General features: G+C 56.0%; 17 protein-coding genes and 1 pseudogene. 5 read left to right on the plus strand and 13 right to left on the minus strand.

The features are described from left to right. Positions 1-156 precede the first annotated feature (156 nt). The 3 genes and pseudogenes from LKE08_RS18035 to LKE08_RS18040 all read left to right on the plus strand — a co-directional run bounded on the left by LKE08_RS18035 (position 157) and on the right by LKE08_RS18040 (position 1911). The gene (locus tag LKE08_RS18035; RefSeq protein WP_324705638.1) at positions 157-939 is read left to right on the plus strand and encodes a circadian clock KaiB family protein; all 783 of its coding nucleotides are present in this window, start codon (positions 157-159) and stop codon (positions 937-939) included. A gap of 22 nt (positions 940-961) precedes the next feature. Beyond that, a pseudogene (locus tag LKE08_RS29325) lies at positions 962-1084 on the plus strand (RNA-guided endonuclease TnpB family protein); the annotation flags it as partial. A gap of 26 nt (positions 1085-1110) precedes the next feature. Then, a complete protein-coding gene (locus LKE08_RS18040) occupies positions 1111-1911 on the plus strand; it encodes a PD-(D/E)XK nuclease family protein (RefSeq protein ID WP_324705639.1) in 801 nt (266 codons plus the stop codon). A gap of 65 nt (positions 1912-1976) precedes the next feature. On the opposite strand, the gene LKE08_RS18045 is transcribed toward LKE08_RS18040, so the two are convergent. From LKE08_RS18045 to LKE08_RS18090, 10 genes are all read right to left on the minus strand, one after another. After that, entirely contained in the window at positions 1977-2927 is a 951-nt protein-coding gene (locus LKE08_RS18045) for a F0F1 ATP synthase subunit gamma (RefSeq protein ID WP_324705640.1), read from the minus strand. Between the two features lie 82 nt (positions 2928-3009). Beyond that, positions 3010-4527: a F0F1 ATP synthase subunit alpha gene (gene atpA, locus LKE08_RS18050; RefSeq protein WP_324705641.1), complete on the minus strand. Its 1518-nt coding sequence runs from the start codon at positions 4525-4527 to the stop codon at positions 3010-3012. A 76-nt stretch (positions 4528-4603) separates the two neighbouring features. After that, on the minus strand, positions 4604-5152 hold the full coding sequence (gene atpH, locus LKE08_RS18055; RefSeq protein WP_324705642.1) for an ATP synthase F1 subunit delta: 549 nt from the start codon (positions 5150-5152) through the stop codon (positions 4604-4606). After that, positions 5149-5682 carry a F0F1 ATP synthase subunit B gene (locus LKE08_RS18060; protein ID WP_324705661.1) on the minus strand — a complete coding sequence of 178 codons (534 nt, stop codon included), beginning with the start codon at positions 5680-5682 and terminating at the stop codon, positions 5149-5151. Before LKE08_RS18060 ends, atpH begins: the two co-directional genes overlap by 4 nt. 176 nt (positions 5683-5858) lie before the next feature. Continuing rightward, positions 5859-6344, minus strand: coding sequence for a F0F1 ATP synthase subunit B' (locus tag LKE08_RS18065; RefSeq protein ID WP_324705643.1), 486 nt, complete (start codon positions 6342-6344; stop codon positions 5859-5861). A 126-nt stretch (positions 6345-6470) separates the two neighbouring features. Further along, complete coding sequence (atpE, locus tag LKE08_RS18070; protein ID WP_324705644.1) at positions 6471-6719, minus strand: ATP synthase F0 subunit C; 249 nt, start codon at positions 6717-6719, stop codon at positions 6471-6473. 120 nt (positions 6720-6839) lie between these two features. Beyond that, positions 6840-7595: a F0F1 ATP synthase subunit A gene (gene atpB, locus LKE08_RS18075; protein WP_324705645.1), complete on the minus strand. Its 756-nt coding sequence runs from the start codon at positions 7593-7595 to the stop codon at positions 6840-6842. A 56-nt stretch (positions 7596-7651) separates the two neighbouring features. Next, positions 7652-8062, minus strand: a complete 411-nt coding sequence (locus tag LKE08_RS18080) for an ATP synthase subunit I (RefSeq protein ID WP_324705646.1) — start codon at positions 8060-8062, stop codon at positions 7652-7654. Between the two features lie 294 nt (positions 8063-8356). Continuing rightward, on the minus strand, positions 8357-10168 hold the full coding sequence (proS, locus tag LKE08_RS18085) for a proline--tRNA ligase (RefSeq protein WP_324705647.1): 1812 nt from the start codon (positions 10166-10168) through the stop codon (positions 8357-8359). A gap of 410 nt (positions 10169-10578) precedes the next feature. Further along, positions 10579-11892 (minus strand): cytochrome P450, encoded by a 1314-nt coding sequence (locus LKE08_RS18090; protein WP_324705648.1) that lies wholly within the window; start codon positions 11890-11892, stop codon positions 10579-10581. 217 nt (positions 11893-12109) lie between these two features. Here LKE08_RS18090 and purU point away from each other — a divergent pair, with 217 nt between their 5' ends. Beyond that, entirely contained in the window at positions 12110-12964 is an 855-nt protein-coding gene (gene purU, locus LKE08_RS18095; RefSeq protein WP_324705649.1) for a formyltetrahydrofolate deformylase, read from the plus strand. A 316-nt stretch (positions 12965-13280) separates the two neighbouring features. Here purU and LKE08_RS18100 read toward each other — a convergent pair whose 3' ends face one another. Genes LKE08_RS18100 through LKE08_RS18110 form a run of 3 tightly spaced genes read right to left on the minus strand, consistent with a single transcriptional unit; the run spans position 13281 to position 14812 of the window. Next, entirely contained in the window at positions 13281-14141 is an 861-nt protein-coding gene (locus LKE08_RS18100; protein ID WP_324705650.1) for a shikimate dehydrogenase, read from the minus strand. Positions 14142-14169: 28 nt separating this feature from the next. Next, a complete protein-coding gene (locus tag LKE08_RS18105) occupies positions 14170-14463 on the minus strand; it encodes a DUF3593 domain-containing protein (protein WP_324705651.1) in 294 nt (97 codons plus the stop codon). Positions 14464-14506: 43 nt separating this feature from the next. Further along, entirely contained in the window at positions 14507-14812 is a 306-nt protein-coding gene (locus LKE08_RS18110; protein WP_324705652.1) for a DUF2499 domain-containing protein, read from the minus strand. A gap of 149 nt (positions 14813-14961) precedes the next feature. Here LKE08_RS18110 and LKE08_RS18115 point away from each other — a divergent pair, with 149 nt between their 5' ends. Continuing rightward, a complete protein-coding gene (locus LKE08_RS18115; protein WP_324705653.1) occupies positions 14962-20034 on the plus strand; it encodes an AAA family ATPase in 5073 nt (1690 codons plus the stop codon). The last annotated feature ends 64 nt before the right edge of the window (positions 20035-20098 follow it).

The raw sequence follows: 20098 nt of genomic DNA on the forward strand, positions 1-20098 counted from the left end.
GGAGCCAACCATAGCTCCATGGAGGGGCAACCATACCCCTCCACCCCGCAAGGGGGTGCTGGCGGCTAAAGCCGCTTAAGTCGGTTTTCCTCTCCGCGATCAATCACGGAGCTTCCAACCCTCCCAAAAGTTTTACGTGAACCGATACTCTGGAATTTGAATTCATCTACGGTTCCCAATTTATATAAGGGGATTGCACTGTTTACGCCGGGGGGAGACCTGATTTATTGCATCGATCCGAGTAAACAGCAACGGTGGCATCTGAATTTGTGTACGGCTTTGCAAGAAATCCTCGGTTTGCCTGAACCCCCCCATTTTCTGGTTCCGTGTTACACGGCTACCCTCGATCGCTGGCTCGATCCGAACACTCAAGAAGTGAAGGTGTCGGCCGAAGCTCACCCCCAGGTGCTGCAATATCAAATGTTGCTCAATGCCATCTTTGAAGCCGGGGACATGGTTTGGCAGCCGGCCCACGTCAGCGAAGAGCTTTGCAATCCGCTCGTCCTGGCAACCTACTATCGGCAATTTCCAGAACTTTGGGAAAATCATGACCTGATTGTGAGGTTTCAGCCAATGGAGACTCAAACGGATATTTCGAGGGGTGGGATCACGTCTTTCCCGCCATCCCAGAGCTTGTTTAAATCTGCAACCCCGACGGCATCAACTCAGGGGTACGTATTGCGCCTGTTTGTCTCGGGTCACAGTTTGGCGACGGAACAAACCCTGGAAACCCTGCACCAACTGTTGGAGCGATCGCTGAGTCATCCCTACACCCTGAAGGTGATCGATGTCCTCAAGCACCCCGAACAGGCGGAGGCGAATCAAATTGCCGCCACCCCGACCCTGGTGAAGGTCTGGCCCAAACCGGGGCGGCGGATCGTCGGGGAACTCCACGACGTGGAGACGATCCTCCGACTCTTGGGCGAAATTGACAGTTGACAATTGAGAGCGATCGCGATACTTGCGATCGCTATTATTCCCCCAACTCGGGAAAGACCCGATTCAGGGCAACCGGGTCAAACTGCCGGGGGTGGGTTGGGTGAAAATACGGATGTCCCGCCCGATTCCCGATGGGTTTGTCGTCCTCCCTACTCACAAGCGCACCGCGCCATGATCCGATTCCGATTGTCCCAGCAACATTTAAACCGGCTCGAAAGCTGTCCGCGCCAGTTTCAGCACGCCGATTTGGAGGGTTCGATCTCCCCGAAGTCGTCAGATCTCGAAGAACGGATCGCCTGGGGGGAGCGGTTCCACTTGTTGATGCAGCAGCGGGAACTCGGCCTGCCGATCGCGGCGTTGATGGCCGAAGAACCCCAGTTGGAGGAGGCGTTCCGGGGCCTGATGGCGGCGGCGCCGGAACTGTTTCAACCCCCCGAACGGGGCGGAATTTGGCGGGATGCGGAACATCACCGCCGCCTGTCGTTCGGGGAGTACCTGCTCGTGGCGGTTTACGACCTGTTGATCGCGGGGGAAAAGGAAGCCCAAATTATCGACTGGAAAACCTATCCCCGTCCCAAAGATCGGACAGCTTTGGCGAACAATTGGCAAACTCGTTTATATCTTTATTTGTTGGTGGAAACCAGCGACTATTCCCCGGAACAAGTATCGATGACTTACTGGTTCGTGCGTTCGTCGAGGAAGAGTCCTCCGGAAAAGGCGACGTTTTCCTACGATCGCCAAACCCACCGAAAAACGGAACAGGATTTGAGAAATCTGTGCGATCGCCTCGGGGATGATTTGAACCGCTACGAACGGGGGGAACCCTTCCCCCAGGTGGATGAAGCGTCGGGGATGTGTCGCTCTTGCCCCTTCGCCCGACGCTGCGATCGCGCCCCAGAAACGGACAGAGGGAGCGCGGACGAAACCGCACTCCCCCGGGGAATCTCCGACATCAAAGAAATCCCCATCTGAGAACAATTAACAATTAATAATTAACAATTAATAATGATCAATTGTCAATTATCAATGATCAATTATCAACCTTCCAGAGCCGCCGCCCCGCCGACGACCTCCAGGATTTGTTGGGTGATTGACGCCTGACGCGCTTTGTTGTAAGAAAGGGTCAGGGTCTTTTGCAACTCCTTGGCGTTGTCGCTGGCGTTGCTCATCGCCGTCATCCGGGCCGCGAGTTCGCTGGCGGTGGATTCCTGCCAAGCTCTCAGGAGTTGGTTGGTCAGGAACAACGGCAGCAGGGCGTTGAGGATCTGAACCGGATCTTGCTCGAAAATCATGTCTCGGGGCAAGTTTTCCGGGGTGATTGCCACCTTCTCGCGGGTGACGTCAAATTGGCCGCCTTTGGTGGTGAGGCGGAACACCTCGTCATCCTGCACCTCCAAACCTTGGCGGTCGAGGGGGAGCAGGGTCTGGATGACCGGTTTGGAACTGATCAGAGACACGAATTTCGTGTAAATCAATTCGATGCGATCGATGTCCCCCGACAGGAACCAGGAGAGCACCTCGTCGGCGGCGCCGGCCACCCGTTCGGCGGCGGGGAGTTTTTCGGGGTTGTCCCGGCAGTCTTTGATGGGGACATCCCGGCGGGTGAAGTATTGGCTGGCCTTGCGGCCCACGAGCAGGTAGCTGTAGTCGATGCCCTCGGCTTTGAGTTCTCTCGCCCGGGCCTCGGCCCGCTTGATGATGTTGCTGTTGTAGGTGCCGCACAGGCCGCGGTTGCCCGCAATCACCAGCAGCCCGACTTTTTTGACTTCCCGCTGTTCGAGGAGGGGAGAGTCCACGTCCTCGAACTGGAGGCGGCTCTGCAGGCTGTAGAGAATCCCCGCCAGGCGGTCGGCGAAGGGGCGGGTGGCGAGGACTTGTTCCTGGGCGCGACGGACTTTCGCCGAGGCGACCAGGCGCATGGCTTCCGTAATTTTTTGGGTATTTTTGACCGATGCGATGCGATCGCGGATCGCTTTTAAGTTTGACATGGCTTTTTTTATTCGGTAACTCTCAGTTGCCAATTGTGGGGGGCGGCTCTGACGAAGAACCGCACCCCGACAATTCGACCCCCTACGCCGAAACTAAGAAGGTCTGCTTGAATTCGGCGATCGCTTCTTTGAGGAGGGCTTCGGCTTCTTCAGTCAGCAGCTTTTGGCTCTGAATGATTTCGCCGTACTTCGGCTTGCTGTTTTTCAGGTAATCCCGCAGTCCGGAAGTGAAGGCGGTGACTTTCTCAACGGGGATGTCGTCGAGATAGCCGTTGATTCCGGAGTAGATGACGGCCACCTGCTCGGACAGTTGCAGGGGAGAGTTTTGGGGCTGCTTGAGCAGCTCCTGCAGGCGCTTGCCCCGCTCCAACTGGTTCCGGGTCGCCTGGTCGAGGTCGGAGGCGAACTGGGAGAAGGCGGCGAGTTCCGCGTACTGGGCCAGTTCCAGTTTCACCTTCCCGGCCACTTTCTTCATAGCTTTGGTTTGGGCGGCGGACCCGACTCGGGACACGGAGATCCCGGCGTTCACCGCCGGACGCAGGCCGGAGTTGAACAGGTCGGCGGACAGGAAGATCTGGCCGTCGGTGATGGAAATGACGTTGGTGGGGATGTAGGCGGAAACGTCGCCGGCCTGGGTTTCGATGATCGGCAGAGCCGTCATGCTGCCACCGCCGAGTTCGTCGTTGAGTTTGGCGGCCCGCTCCAACAGGCGGGAGTGGAGGTAGAACACGTCTCCGGGGTAGGCTTCCCGGCCGGGGGGACGGCGCAGCAGCAGGGACATCTGGCGGTAGGCCTGGGCCTGCTTGGAAAGGTCGTCGTAGATGACCAGGGTAGCCTTGCCACTGTACATGAAGTATTCCGCCATCGCAGCCCCGGTGTAGGGGGCCAGGTATTGCAGGGTGGCGGGGTCGCTGGCGTTGGCCGCGACGACGATGGTGTAGTCCAGGGCGCCCTTTTCTTCCAAAGTGTCGATCACCTGGGCGACGGTGGAAGCCTTTTGGCCGATCGCCACATAGACGCAGATCACGTCTTCTTCTTTCTGGTTGATGATCGTGTCGATGGCGATCGCGGTTTTACCGGTCTGGCGGTCGCCGATGATCAGCTCCCGCTGGCCCCGGCCGATGGGAATCATGGAGTCAATGGCGCTGATCCCCGTCTGCATGGGTTCGCAAACGGAGCGCCGGGCGACGATACCCGGCGCCGGGGATTCGATCAGGCGGGTTTCGGTGGTTTGCAGGTCGCCCTTGCCGTCGATGGGGCGGCCGAGGGCGTCCACGACCCGGCCGAGGGTGCCTTCGCCCACGGGAACCTGGGCGATCTTGCCGGTGGCGGTGACGGAGGAGCCTTCTTCGATCTCCAGGCCCTCGCCCATGAGTACCGCACCCACGTTGTCTTCTTCCAGGTTCAGGGCGATACCGATGGTTCCGTCGGCGAATTCGAGCAGCTCCCCGGCCATCGCTTTATCCAGGCCGTAGATCCGGGCGATGCCGTCGCCGACTTGCAGCACGGTACCGACGTTCGACACTTTTACGTCTTGGTCGTACTGCTCGATTTGGTCTCTGATGATATTGGCGATTTCGTCAGGTCTGATGGATACCATAGTTCGTGTTTATCGATCGGTTGCTAGGGGTCAAAGTGAATGGATGGCGATCGGGTCCGCCGGATCGTCCCCGATCTCAACTGGCGTTCAGGCTCACTCCGATCCGGCGCAGTTGTCCGCGCAGGCTGGCATCGAAGACTTGGGAGCCCACTTGAATGATCACGCCACCGAGGACGTCGGCATCGATTTTTGTTTGCAGCTCGACATCCCGCGCCCCGGTGAGGGATTTGACTTTCTCGACGACGATGCGCTTTTGGTCGTCGTTGAGTTCGACAGCCGAGATCACTTCCGCCAAAACGGTCTGGTTGAGTTCCCGCAACAGGGCCAAATACTGTTGGCCGATTTCTGCGAGGAACAGGATGCGGCCGCGATCGACGAGCAGCATCAAGAAGTTCCGCAGGAAGGGGTTGACCTCATCCCCCACCACCCGGTTGAGGACCGCTTTTTTGTCGTTGCGGTCGATGACCGGGTTGCCGAGAAACTCCCGCAGGTCGGGCGACTCGTCCAACAGGCCGACGAGCGATCGCATCTGATGTCCGAAGTCTTCGGTCAGGTTGTGGGACCCGGCCACCGACATCAGCGCCGCTGCATACGGCTCGACAATTTCACCGACTATTCCGCTCATGAACCTCCTCCAAGTAACGCCAGAGAGCGATCGACAATTTGATGCCCGGCACCTTCATCCAGGCGCTCCCGCAACTGCCCTTCGGCGCGTTCCAGGGCTTTGGACACGGCCAGAGCCCGCAACTGCGCGATCGCCCGCTCTCGGTCGGCTTCCAAATCCCGATTCGCGGAGGCCTTCATCCGCTCCACGTCCTCGGCCGCCTGAGCCGCGATGCGCTCCTTGAGGCTTTGGGCGCGTTCCTGGGCTTCGGCTTTGATCCGCCCCGCCTCCGCCTGGGCCTGGGTCAGTTTCTCCTGCTGTTCAGCCAGAGCCTTGGCGGCATCCTGCGCCCGCCGCTCCGCCTCCGTGATGGCTTCCTCGATCCGAGCCCGTCTTTCGCTCAAAACTTTTCCGAGAAAGCCCCGCCCGTAGTACACGAGCAAACCAATAATAATTGCCAAGTTAATCAGGTTGGTTTCTAAAATATTGAAATTTAGACCAAAACCACCTTCCGCGCCGGCTTCCGTAGCCAGCAATACAACATTCCCCATCATCCTCTTCTCATAATCTCAATTGTTAAGGTCGAACCCGACTGACGGTCAGGGGGAAGAAACCGCGATCGCGCCAGTTTTCCCTGTCCCGGATCGCCGCGGCCCGAGCGCCGCCGCCAAATCCTCCCCATATCAATTTGACCTGGGAGGGGTGAAAGTCAGCGTTCGGAAAACCGCTACCCGATCAGCCCGGGTCCCAAGAGTTTGTCCAGAATCTGGCGGCTGAGGGTGTCAACCTGCTGTTCGAGCCCTTGGAGGGCTTCCTGTTTCTGTTGCTCAATTTCCTGAGCTGCCTTTTCTCTGATCTGTTGGGCTTCCTGTTGCGCTTCGGCCATTTTGCCCGCCGCAATTTTTTGGGCCTCGGCTTGGGCGTCGGCGATCAGTTGTTGCGACTGTTTCCGGGTTTCGGCTAACTCTTGCTCGTACTGTTGAGCCAGGGCTTCCACTTTGCTCAGTCGCTCTTTGGCATCCTGTCTGTTCTTGCGAATGTAGTCCGCCCGAGAATCGATGGCGGTTCCCAGGGGCTTGTAAAAAATTTGGTTTAAGATGGCGGCCAGAACCAAGAATTGCACCGCCATTAACGGCAGCGTCGCATCAAAGTCAAATAGGCCACCTTCCGTAGCCGCCTCTTCGACGGCAAGCAGAATCGTCGAGTAAATCATTGGTCTTGAAGGGCGTTAACCGATACGTCCGCGCGGCATCTCTTGTTAGGAGAATCGCAAAACTTTAGATTTCAGATTTGAAGCGACACCGGCCGGTTCAAATCCGAAATCTAAATTGGGAAAGACTTATGCGAAGGGGTTGGCAAACAGCAGCACCAGGGCGACCACCAGACCGTAGATGGTGAGTGCTTCCATGAAAGCCAAACTCAGCAGCAGCGTTCCGCGAATTTTCCCTTCAGCTTCCGGCTGACGCGCGATCCCTTCCACAGCCTGACCGGCCGCTTGACCTTGACCCAGACCGGGGCCGATGGCAGCCAGACCGATGGCGAGGGCGGCGGCGATTACGGAGGCGGCAGCAGTTAAATTCGATTCCATAGTTTCCTCTTACCTCAAACAAAAAAGTTGACGACTGAAATTAAGGGTTTGATTTTGAGCCCCTCAACAATCTTATCAGTTGGTTGACACTTCGACCGAGAAATTGAAGAAAAAAAACAATTACTCGTGTTCTTCTTCGCCGTGTCCTTCCATCGCTTCACCGATGTAGGCGGCGGCGAGAGTGGCAAAAATCAGGGCTTGGATGGCGCTCGTAAATAAGCCCAAAACCATCATGGGCAGCGGCACGAACAGCGGCACCAACAGCACCAGAACCGCCACCACCAACTCGTCTGCCACGATATTCCCAAATAGACGGAAACTCAGGGAGAGCGGTTTGGTGAAGTCTTCCAGAACGTTGATCGGCAACAGGATCGGTGTCGGCTCAACGTATTTCAGCAGGTATCCCAACCCCCGCTTGCTGAAACCGGCGTAGAAGTACGCCAGGGATGTCAGCAGCGCCAGAGCCACCGTCGTGTTGATGTCGTTGGTGGGCGCAGCCAATTCACTGTCCGGAATCTCCAGGAGTTTCCAGGGAATCAGTGCTCCCGACCAGTTCGACACGAAGATGAACAAGAATAATGTACCAACAAAAGGGACCCAAGGGCGATATTCTTTTTCCCCGATCTGATTTTTTGCCAGATCGCGAATAAATTCCAGGGCATACTCCATAAAGTTTTGCAAGCCGCTGGGAATTCTTTGAATATTTCGGGTCGCAGAAATGGACAGCAGCAGCAACAGGGCAATGACGAACCAGGAGGTCAAAACGACCTGGCCGTGGATTTTGAGATTGCCGATCTGCCAGTAAAAGTGTTTGCCAACTTCCAATTCCGCGAGGGGAAATGATCCGAAGGCGTTTATTACATCAAACATTTGCATTTAGGAGAGTTCCCCTACATATCAAGGAGTGGAAAATTCCGAACGGGTTTTCCCCGTCAGGGATTCGGCCGGATCAGGGTTCGGAACAAGTAAACGATGAGGGCGGCTTTGTACGTTAGAAATCCCAAAAAAATCGGCAGAATTCTGAGCTGATTCCATTGGGTCGCGACAATCATCAACCCCGCAAAGATAGCCAGACGATTTTTACTGAACGTCAGCTTTTGCGTGCCGATTTTTTCAACATCTTTGCCCAACATCCTCAAGTACACCACACTCACAATCGCCCCGAGCAAGTAGTTGAGGGCGACGTTCAGGGGATAGAAAAAACAAACGGCCGCGAAGATTACCCCCCCCAACGCGAGGGTGGTCAGCAACAACTCCTGTTGAAGCTGGTAATACTCTTGCATGGAAGAGTCGGTCTCCGGTACGGGAGACGAGACTTCTAAAATTTCCCCTGAATCAGTCATAAGTTACAGCGATCCGTCCGGCAGATTGACCCGAGTCAGAACTCCACGCAGCTCTCTAGCCGCGCTTTGCAAGCCAACACAAATAATATCACGGAACGGAAACAATACTTAAAACAAAATTAATTTGCTCGGACGATTTTCGGGGCGATCTGGGCGGAGGGGGCTCCAGGAGGCGGAGGAGGCTCCAGGAGGCGGAGGAGGAAAATTTTATCTGTATTCTCCCTCAGCTCCCTCTGCTCCCTGTGCTCCCTGTGCTCCCTGTGCTCCCTGTGCTCCCTCCGCTTCCAGGAGCCCCTACTTTTCCAAGGCCCGGTCGATTTTCTCCTGCAGCAGCGAAACCACCCCATCCAAGGGAACTTCCCCGGATTCGTGGGTAGCCCGTTCCACCAACTCCACTTTCCCGGACTTGATAGCCCGTCCCGTCACCACCCGATAGGGAATTCCCACCAGATCCGCATCTTTGAACTTGACCCCGGCCCGTTCGTTGCGGTCGTCCAACAGGGTTTCAATTCCTACCGCATTCAGTTCCTTATATAACTGTTGCGCCACTTCCATTTGTTTGGAATCGCTGACATTGGGAACTACAATTACCACATGATAGGGTGCGATCGCCACCGGCCAGATAATCCCATCCTTATCATAGGACTGTTCCACCGCCGCCTGGGCCAGACGGGACACCCCCACGCCGTAGCAGCCCATCATCAAGGGTAGATCGTTGCCATTTTCATCAGTATAAGTCGCCCCCATCGCCTCGGAATACTTGCTACCCAACTGGAAGATGTGGCCCACCTCGATACCCCGGGCGCTTTCCAGGGTTTGTGTGGGGTCGTGGACGGCGCGATCGCCCTTTTCGGCCTTCCGCAGGTCGGCGACAATTTTGGGAAGCTGGAACTGTTCCCCCCAATTCGCCCCCACAACGTGATATCCCGACTCATTCGCCCCGGTGACGAAATGTTTCAAATCCACAACGGTGCGATCGGCCAGCCGCACAAACTTGGCATGAACCTGCTTATCGGTCTTAATAATATAGTCATCTTCCAAATTCGGGGCGATGTACCCCAACGGCAACGGCTTCGCCGCCCATTTTTCCTGGGCCTCCGCGTCGGGCACCGTCAGGGCCAATATCGCCTTCCCGCCGAATTCGCCCGCCAATTTGGTCAACTCATTTTGCAACTTCACGTCGTTGACATCCCGATCGCCCCGAATACTGACAAGCACCAAAACCGTCATCCCGTTATCGTAGACCACCTGATACAGCACATTTTTCACCACCTGGGTGGGGTCGCACTTCAAAAAGTCGCAAACTGTGGCGATGGTAGCCGTATCGGGCGTTTCCCGCTTTTCGTAACTGGTAAAACTGGAAGGAATCGCATCCGGCGGCACCGACGTCGCCTTTTCCACATTCGCCGCATACTTGCCGTCCCCGGTGTACAACACCTCATCTTCCCCGGCGTCCGCGAGTACCATAAATTCCTGGGACCCCGACCCGCCGATCGCCCCCGAGTCCGCCTCCACCGCGACAAACTCCAACCCGCAGCGGCGCAACATATTCCGGTAGGCCCGATCCATGTCATTGTAAGTCTGTTTGAGACTCTCCTCGTCAGTGTGGAAGGAGTAGCCATCTTTCATAATAAATTCCCGCCCCCGCATCAAGCCGAACCGGGGCCGAATTTCATCCCGGAATTTCGTCTGAATCTGATACAGGTGGAGGGGGAGTTGCTGGTAGGACCGGATCATCTCCTTGGCGATGGTGGTGATCACCTCTTCGTGGGTGGGACCGAGGGCCAGTTCGCGATCGCGCCGATCTTTGAGGGCGAACATGATCCCCTCCGCTTTCGTGTAGGTATCCCACCGCCCCGACTCTTTCCACAACTCAGACGGTTGCACCTGGGGCAGCAGACATTCCTGGGCTCCCGTGGCGTTCATTTCCTCCCGGACGATCTGGGACACCTTCTGGAGGACGCGCCACATCAGGGGGAGGTAGGCATAGACGCCGCTACCGATGCGACGGATGTATCCCGCCCGGACGAGCAATTTGTGACTGGGGATTTCTGCCTCTGCCGGATCTTCGCGCAAGGTGACAAAGAGCATTTGAGAGAGTCGCATCGTTCCGTTCCCTGTTGAAAGCAACTTACCATTATTGCAGGTTATCACCTTTGGTGCGATCGGGTTTGGGGAAAAGGGAGAGGGTCGGAAGCCCCCCTAGCCCCCCAATTTTGGGGGGAACCGGAAAATGGGCTCCCCTCGCCCAGAATTGGGAGAGGGGCTGGGGGAGAGGGCGAGAAGTGTCGTCAGCCCCCCTAACCCCCCAATTCTGGGGGGAACAAGAGAATGAGCTCCCCTCGCCCAGAATTGGGAGAGGGGCTGGGGGAGAGGGCGAGAAGTGTCGTCAGCCCCCCTAACCCCCATCCCCCCCAACCCCCCTTTGTAAGGGGGGAGATAGGGGGGAACAAGAGAATGAGCTCCCCTCGCCCAGAATTGGGAGAGGGGTTGGGGGTGAGGGCCAGAGTACAAAATTAATCCGATCGCCGCCGCAAACCAACTCGCAACCCATCCCGAGGACGGGGAGTCGGGATCATCTCCATTTCCAGATCTTGACTGGGAAGCAATTCCCACTCATAATTTCGCAGCAATTCTATTGCCAATAATTTGATTTCCAACCGGGCGAATTCCTTGCCCAGACACTCCCGCATCCCGCCACCGAAGGGAATGTGGCTGAATGTCGGCTTATCTTCCTCGAACCGATCCGGATCGAAGTCTCGGGGTTGGGGATAAACTGCCTCGTCAAAGTGGGTGCGGCCGATTTGATAGAATACCGACCAGCCTTTGGGAATTTGATAGCCGTTAAATTCGCAGGTTTGAATCACTTCCCGGAACCCGCCGCCGACGGGGGGGACGACCCGCAACACTTCTTTCATGACGCGATCGAGGTAGGTCATCTGTTTGAGATCTTCAAATGTTGGGGGAGTTTCGGAGTCGAATTGTTGCTGTTCGGTTCGGGCTTTTTCGAGAACCTCGGGATATTGGGCGAGTTTTAAACAGAAAGAAGTGGTGGCTGAGGTAAGGGTTTCGTGTCCTGCGAATAATAGTGTCAGAATCTGATCTTTGAGTTCGACGACACTGAGGGTGTTTCCATCGTCGTCTCGGGCTTGCAATAATATGCCCAAAGTATCGTTGCCCGGATCGGCTTGTTTTTGGCGATCGCGAATTATTTTTTCAATGCGATCGAGGAGTTTCTGGCGACAGTTGAGAGCCCGGGTAAATTTCGTCCCCGGCAGTCGGATGGGAAGGGTAAATAACCCATTACACCACGTCTCAAACCAGTCTCTGAGATCGGTTTCCGTCGCCCCGTCAATTCCCACCAGCAGCTTGCAGGCAACATCGAAGGTATATTGTCTCAGTTCGGGATACCAGGTGAGGGTTCCCATCTTTTCCCATTTTTCGACATAGCGGCGGGTGATATTGGTCATTTCGGGGATATATCCCGCCAACGCCCGGGGTTGGAAGGCTTGGGCGAGAATTTTGCGGCGCGATTTGTGCACGTCCCCCGCCTGCGTGGACAGGGAAGCCGGACCCAATAACGTGCGGGTGCTGTAGGGCCAGGTGACGACAAAATATTTGTTCTCGTTGGCGAACAGAAAGCGGTTGGCCTCCGGGCCGATCGCGACGATGGCGGGACTGCCGAAAATGTGGGTTTTGAAGATCGGACCGTATTGTTGCTGGCGTTTGTCCATAAAGTCCGGATCGCGCAAAAAGCTGACGGTTTCGCCGATCCAGGGGAGGCCCAGTTGTCCGGGGGGCGTGGGGAGTGTGGATGAAGTTGCGGTCATGGGTTGTGCGGTTGCGATTGTCTTTATTGTCAATTATTGCGATCGCTCCCCAAAAAAGAAAGGGTTGAGGGGAAATTGCTACACTGGGGGCGATCGTGCGATCGCGTTCCCACCATTTTTAAAGAAAGATTTAGGGGGATCTTCCCGATCGCTGTATTGATAGCAACATTTTTTTGAGATACAGTTTGGATAAAATTATCAGGCAAAAAGGATCGATATGGAATCACCCACCGCAACCCTGCTGGTCTTCTGTCCCGATCGCCGGGGACTCGTCGCCAAAATCGCCAATTTCATCTACTCCAACGGCGGGAATATCATCCACGCCGACCAACACACCGATGCCTCGGCGGGGCTATTTTTGACCCGCATTGAATGGCAGTTGGAGGGGTTCAATTTACCCCGGGACGTGATCGCCCCGGCCTTCGGCGCGATCGCCAAACCTTTGCAGGCGAATTGGACGCTGCATTTCTCCGATACCGTCCCCAGAATTGCCATTTGGGTGACGAAGCAGGATCATTGTTTGTTGGATTTATTGTGGCGGTGGAAAGCGAAAGAAATTTCGGCGGAAATTCCCTTGATTGTCAGCAATCACCCCGACCTCAAACCCGTCGCCGATCAGTTCGCGATCGCTTTCGAGCACGTTCCCATCACGAAAGAGACGAAAACGGAGCGGGAAGCCGAACAACTGGAACTTTTAAAAGAGTACAAAATTGACCTAGTTGTTTTGGCGAAATATATGCAAATTTTGAGTTCAAATTTTATCGAAAAATTCCCCAACGCCATCAACATTCACCATTCCTTTCTGCCCGCTTTTGCGGGGGCGAATCCCTACCAACGCGCCCACGATCGCGGCGTCAAAATTATCGGCGCCACCGCCCATTATGTGACGGCAGACCTGGATGAAGGGCCGATCATCGAGCAGGATGTCGTCCGCGTCAGCCACCGAGATACCGTCTCGGATTTGGTTCGCAAGGGCAAGGATTTGGAGCGGTTGGTATTGGCGAGGGCTGTCCGCCTGCACCTGCAACATCGGGTTTTAGTTTACGGAAATCGAACCGTCGTTTTTGCTTGAAATATAGCGCCGCTAGAGGGGAATAGGCAACAGGCAACAGGCAATAGGCAATAGGGAACTGAAATGACCTTTAGAGGGGAATAGGCAACAGGCAACAGGCAACAGGCAATAGGCAATAGGGAACTGAAATGACCTTTAAATCGGGGTTTCAAGATTTCTAGATCGATTGAAACTGTTAATACACGAGCGCGATACTTGCGATACACAGCACGACGGGAATCTGTAAGCCCCCAGAATTGGGGGTTTGGGGGCGAGAGAATTGATCAATTTTAGCCGATCGCTACAGTTATCCGATCGCCCATTTTTATTAATCGCATCAACCGAAAAGCTGCGCTTTTAGGGACTGACGCATCACCGCGACGGGGACGGGGCGTTGCAGCCAAATTTGCAGGGCGGCGGCTCCCTGTTGCACCAGCATTTCCAAACCGTCGATCGCGATCGCGCCCCGGTTTTTTGCCAGTTGTAAAAACTGCGTCGGACTGGGGGTATAAATCAAATCGTAGGCGATCGCGTCCGGTTTCAATCCTCCCAAAATATCCCCGTCCACGGGAGAGCGATCGACATCGGGATACATTCCGACGGGGGTGGTATTCACCAACAAATCGGCGCGGGAAATTAACGTCGCCAACTGACTTTGAGGGTGGACGGAAACCGCCACCGGAACGGGAGAATCGAGCCAACTTTGGCGGAATATCTCCAACTTTTCCGGGTTGCGTCCGACGACGTGAATTTCCGCCATACCCAACTCCGCACACCCGGCGACGACGGCTCGGGAGGCGCCGCCGTTGCCCAAAATGACGGCGATTTTTTGACTCCAACTGCAGTTCAAAGCCTTCAGTGGCGACAGGAAACCCTCCACGTCCGTATTGGTGCCGCACCAGCCGCGATCGCCCCGCCACACCGTATTCACCGCCCCCACCGATCGCGCCAACGGCGACACCTCCGAGAGCAATGGGATGATACTTTGTTTGTGGGGAATGGTGAGGTTGAACCCCTCCACGCCGAGGGCTGCGAAACCCGCCAAAGCCGCCTGCAAATCTTGGGGGGCGACGGGGAAGGGAAGGTAAACGTAATCGACCCCCAAAGCGGCGATCGCGGCATTGTGCATGACCGGAGACAGGGAATGTTCGACGGGGTAGCCGACGACACCGAGCAATTTGGTCGTACCTTTAATCATGGCAAAAATAGTCCGGTTCGACGGCGAATTATTGTGGCGATTGTTTGTTCAAAACGGCCTGTCTGAATCCCAAAACAATCAAGATATTAGATAGGGTCAGAAAAACCTCCGCCCCCCCGTGCAGCCAATCCACATTAGCCAGGGCTTCCCCGTAGGCGACCTTGGCGTAAATTCCCGCCGGAATCGTCACGGCGACGAAAACCAACGTCCCGTAAAAGCCGATCAGGGCGAGTTTTGGAGTCATTCCGGATCGGGTCAGGAACCAGAGGAAACCGAGGTAAGGGAATAAAGATAAGGCGAATAGAGTATCTTTAGATAACATGAGCCACCGATTGAGAGTGCAAAAAAAGCGGCGATCGCGGGGTTCAAATTTCGAGCGATCGCGACGAACGCCAAATCCACCAGGCGGCAATGCAGAGGGTGACGTTTCCGGCGACGGTCATCGTCGCCTGCAACGTGACCAGCCATTCCAAATCCGGGGGATTGTCGAAATAATGCCAGGTACAGGCGCACATGGCGCTGACGAGGGCCGGCAACATGGCGAAGGAGAGTCCCCACCAGACCCGATTTCGCGTCATCTCGCCGTAACGCCAGATGAACCAGATAGCGGCCATCCATTCGATCACGCTGGAAACGTGAATGATCCAGGTCGGGATAGATAAAGCGTGCATAAGCCAATTTTAGACGGATTTGCGAACTTGTAGACAGTGCGATCGCGGAGTCACCGGAGCCAACCGACCCCAGCCCAATTTTTAGAAACCTCCGGAAGGTGCCATTAACGTTACCCTAGATTTATCAGGGATCACAGGTAAGAAGCAACATGAGCCCGCACCCCCTTGACGATACCACCACTCAAAATGCCAGCCAACTCCACACCTTGAGCCGCACCCTCCGACTGTCCGAGGGTCAGTTTTCGCTGTTGGTGGTGCGCTGTAACTATACCAACTTGCGGGAGCAGGTGGTGCGGGACTTGGGAGAACAATCCCCCCTGCCGATTCGAGAATTCCAGCTTCCCCGCGGCGTACAGAGCCTCTACGGTACGATTCAAGCCGAACTCGACGGGGAAGAGGAACCGTCGGTTTTGATGGTTTACGGTTTGGAAGCCGTCCGGGATCTCGACGAAGTGCTCGACGCCACGAATTTCGCCCGGGAAGCCTTCCGCAATTTTTCCTTTCCCCTGGTGTTGTGGATCGATGACAACCTGTGGAAGAAAATGAACCGGCGGGCTCAGGATTTTACCAGTTGGGCGACCACCTACGAATTCGTGTTGGGGACTCAAGAGTTGCTCGAATTTTTGGAGGGCAAAGCCCGACAGGTTTTCGCCGGCGTGCAGGAATTGGGGGCGCTGCAGTTCGTCCCCAACGGCAAGATTTTGGGGTTTAATTCCGCCTCCGAGTTGGAGTTAGCCTATCGGGATCTTAAGCGGCAGATCGACGTTTTTCCAGCGGAGTTGGAAGGCAGTTTGAAGTTTGTTTTAGGCCGGTTCCACTACGCCCACCACGAGATCGATTCAGCTTTGAAGTTGTACCAGGAGAGCCTCGAATTTTGGCGACAAAACGCCCAAGTTTCCCACGCCTCCCGGGGGGATTTCAGCCATTTGGAATGGCAGGGAATTTTGCTATTTCACATCGGGCTGTGCGATATTTACCAAGCCGAACAATATCGCCACGGCAGCAGTTACGGGGAATGGGAGCGGGCGAAACAGCATTTACAACAGTGCATCCAGCGGTTTGAACTGGCCCGTCGCCAGGATTTGGTGGCGAAATTTATCAATAAATTGGGGGAGGTACTGCGGCAGTTAGAAGATTGGAAAGCCCTGTGGGAGTTGGCGATCGCATCCCGAAAACTTCACCAGACGCCGGGGACGCTTTCTCAGGTGTTGTTGGCTCAGGATTACGGATTTTTAGCTGAAGTCGCCCTGCGGCGGCGGGAGTGGAGTGAAGCCCGGGAATTGGCGGAAGTGGCCTTGGATATTCTCGTCCACACGGATACCGCCGACGCCCTCGACGATTCCATTTTCAACCAACATCAGGGGCGTTATTTGTGGCTGTTGTCGGAAGCGTTAGAAAAATTGGGGCAGCCGGGGGAGGCGATCCAAAAATTGGAGTGGGGAAAACGCGCCACCCTGCCCCAGTACAATCCCCAATTGTATTTGAAAATTTTGGATACTTTGCACCGCCTCTATTTCGATCGCGGGGAGTACCGGGAAGCCTTTGAAATCAAGCGGGAATACCGGACAAAATCGAGTATTTTCGGCTACACGGCATTTATCGGGGCGGGGCGGCTGCAACCTCGGGAACGGGCGATCGACCCCGCCCTCGCCGACGTGGATTCCGGGTCTACCTTCGCCGACGAAATCCAGGCATCCGGGCGGGAAAAAGCGATCGCGCAACTCCTCAACCGCATGGCGAGTTCCCAACACAAATTGACGGTCATTTACGGCCAGTCGGGGGTGGGAAAAAGTTCCCTGCTGCGGGCGGGTTTGGTACCCGCCCTCCAACGCCGGCATATCGACGCCCGCCAGGTGATGCCCGTCGTCATTAGCAGTTACAATTCCTACATCGGCGAACTCGATCGCAAACTCGCGGCCCTGCAACAGGCGGAAACCCCCGCCGAAACCCAGGTCGCCGTGGACACGGGATTCACTGACCCCGAGGGGAACAAACCGGACGAGGGCGACGGGCGAGAATTGATTCAAAAAATCATCGAAAACATCAAAAAAAATTGCGATCGCAACCGGCTGACGGTGATCGTATTCGACCAATTTGAAGAGCTGTTTTTTGTCCTCAATAAAAAAGGTCAAAAAAGCTTCTTCGAGTTGTTGCGCGACATCCTCGACATCCCCTTCGTCAAGGTCATCCTTTCCGTCCGCGAAGATTACCTGCACCATTTGTTGAAATCCGTCCGCCTCACCGATTTTGATGCCATCAACAACGATATATTGAGCAAAGACATCCTCTTTTATCTAGGCAACTTCACCCCCAAAGAAGCCTACGATGTCATCAAAAGTTTAGCCGATCGCTCCCACTTTTATTTAGAAGATGCCCTGATCGAAACCCTGGTCGATGACCTGTCCGGCGAACTGGGAGAAGTGCGCCCCATCGAAATGCAGGTGGTCGGCGCTCAATTGCAGACCGAAAATATCACCACCCTCGCCGAATATCAAAACCGGGGTCCGAAACAAAAACTGGTGGAGCGCTTTCTGGAAGTGACCATCCGGGACTGCGGTGCCGAAAACGAGCGCATGGCCAAACGGATGCTCTACCTGCTCACCGACGAAAACGACACCCGCCCCCTGAGAACCCGCTCCGAACTCGAAGAAGAGTTGAGAACCCAGCTTCATCAACCCTCCATCACCCCCCAACTCGACCTGATTTTACACATCTTTGAACAGTCCGGACTCATCTCCAGAGAAGTCGAAGTTGACACCGAATTTTATCAGCTCGTCCACGACTATCTGGCCGGTTTTATCCGCCACCAACACCAATCCGATCGCGACGCCCAATTCGAGCAACTGCAAGAACAAAACCAAGAACTCCGGCGGGAACAAGAGCTACATAAAAAGCTCGAAGAAGCCCGCCAAAAACAACGGCAAGCCGAAGACTATTTGAAACGGGAACGCCGAATTCGCGGCCTGATCGGGGTCGGCGTGGCGGTGTTGCTGATGGGATTTGCGGGGTGGGAAATGCAGAAACGGCAGCGCAATGCCGCCGATCGCCTGGTGGCTTTACAATCCGTCGAACGGGCCCTGCGGCTCTCCGACGAAAACAACCAACTCGAAATCCTGCTCACCGCCCTGCGGGTGAGTACCGACATCCTGGAGACGCAACCGAATCCCCAACAAAAATTCGACGTCACCGCCGGGTTGCGGGAGGTGATCTCGGGCCTGCAGGAACAGAACCGCCTCCAGGGACACGCCAGCAGCGTCCTCGGCATCGCCTTCAGCCCCGACGGCGACACCATCGCCACGGCGGGCAACGACGGCGCGGCCAAACTGTGGAGCCGCAATGGGGCGTGGCTGCAGGATTTGCCCCACGAAGCCAGCGTCACCAGCGTCGCCTTCAGCCCCGAGAGCCGCCGGATTCTGACCACCACCGCCGATAATCGGGTGACGCTCTGGATCTGGGATGGGGAGGCCGGACAATTTCGGTGGCTGCAAACCCTCGCCGGCCACACGGATCTCGTCACCCGCGCCAAATTCAGCCCCGACGGGAACATTATCGCCACCGCCAGCAACGACAAGACGATCCGGCTGTGGCGGTCCGACGGGACGCCGCTGCGAGTCCTGGAGGGGCATACGGACAAGGTGTTGGACGTGGAATTCAGCCCGGACGGACAGAAACTCGCCAGCGGCAGCAAAGATAAGACGGTGCGGGTGTGGAATTTGTCCGGCGAAGCCTTGGGGATTTTGAAAGGACACTGCGACAGCATTCCTCCCGAATTGTACGAGTCTTGCAGCGTCCACGATGTCAGCTTCAATCCCCAAAATGGCAATATTTTGGTGTCCGGGAGCGGCGATCGCACCGTGAAACTCTGGGATCTGCAGGCGAAGGCGGAGTTGGTGACTTTGAAGGGACACAACGAAGATGTTTTGAGCGTCAGTTTCAGCCCGGACGGGGAAGCGATCGCCAGCAGCAGCCGGGATGATACGGTCAAGATCTGGGCGGCGGGAGATGGGAATTTGTTGAATACGCTGGTGGGGCATCAAAATGACATCTGGTCGGTGGCGTTTACCCCGGACGGTCAGACCGTCGCCTCGGCCAGCGCCGATACGACGGTGAAACTGTGGAGTCGCAGTCACACCCCAGAAGCCAAAGTGGCGATTCTGGGACACAATGCGGCGATTTGGAGCGTCAGTTTCAGCCCCGACGGCCGGATGGTGGCGACGGCCGGAAATGACGGTTGGGTGAAGCTGTGGGACGTCGGCGGCGCGGACGGGAGTTTGTTGTGGCAACTCGATAGCCAAGTGCCGCCCAATGATCTCAATTGGGTGAGTTTTAGTCCCGACCCCGACGACCCGATTTTGGCTACACCGGGTGCTGACAATCGGATCCGGCTGTGGAATTTGGACGGGAGCGCCCTCGCCACCCTCGAAGGTCACACACTCGCCGTGAACGCGGTGGCGTTCGACCCCACGGGGGATCTCGTCGCCTCGGCGAGTGCGGACCGGACCGTGAAAGTGTGGACGCGGTCCGGTGAACTCGTCGAAACCTTACAAATTCCGGCGTTGCCCCCCAATGGGGCGGTGAGCGATTTGCACTTCAGTGCCGATGGCAGTATTTTGGGCGTCGCCATCGGCAGCGAGACGGGGGGTACCGAGAGAAACGAACAGTATTCCGTCAAGCTGTGGCGTCGGGAGGGGACGACTTGGGTGCCCTATCCGAGCATTCCCTATCCTGAGAGTGTCAATAGCATCGCGTTTTCCCCCGAACCCGGACAACTGGCGGTGGCGTCGGGCAAGACGGTGAAGTTGTGGACGCGCGATCGCTCGGTGCAGCCGGATTCCTGTCCGATGACGGCGTTTGCCACGGTCCGCAGCCTTAGTTACAGTCCCGACGGCAAAATTTTGGCGACGGCCAGCGATGACAAGAAAATTCGGCTGTGGGCGGTGAAGCGCGATCGCGACAAACTCTGGCCCGAGGGGGGCTGTTCGGCCCTGAAAAGCCCTATCGAACCGATCACCACCATCGATCAAAATGTGTTCGTGAACCGGATTCGTTTCAGTCCGGACGGCCGCACGATCGCGATCGCCAAGGATGACGGCACGCTGATGTTGTGGAGTATGGACAATCTGGATCTCGACAGCTTGATCGCCCGCAGTTGCGATTGGTTGCAGGATTATTTGGAAACCAATCCCAAAGTTGAAGGGCGCGATCGGGATCTGTGTGAATAGATGAGATCTGATGCCATCGCATCGCGATTAATATCATCGCATAATCAAGGGGTGCGATCGGGTT

Source organism: Lyngbya sp. CCY1209 (assembly GCF_035615495.1).
In the GTDB taxonomy this organism is placed as follows: Bacteria; Cyanobacteriota; Cyanobacteriia; order Cyanobacteriales; family Microcoleaceae; genus Limnospira.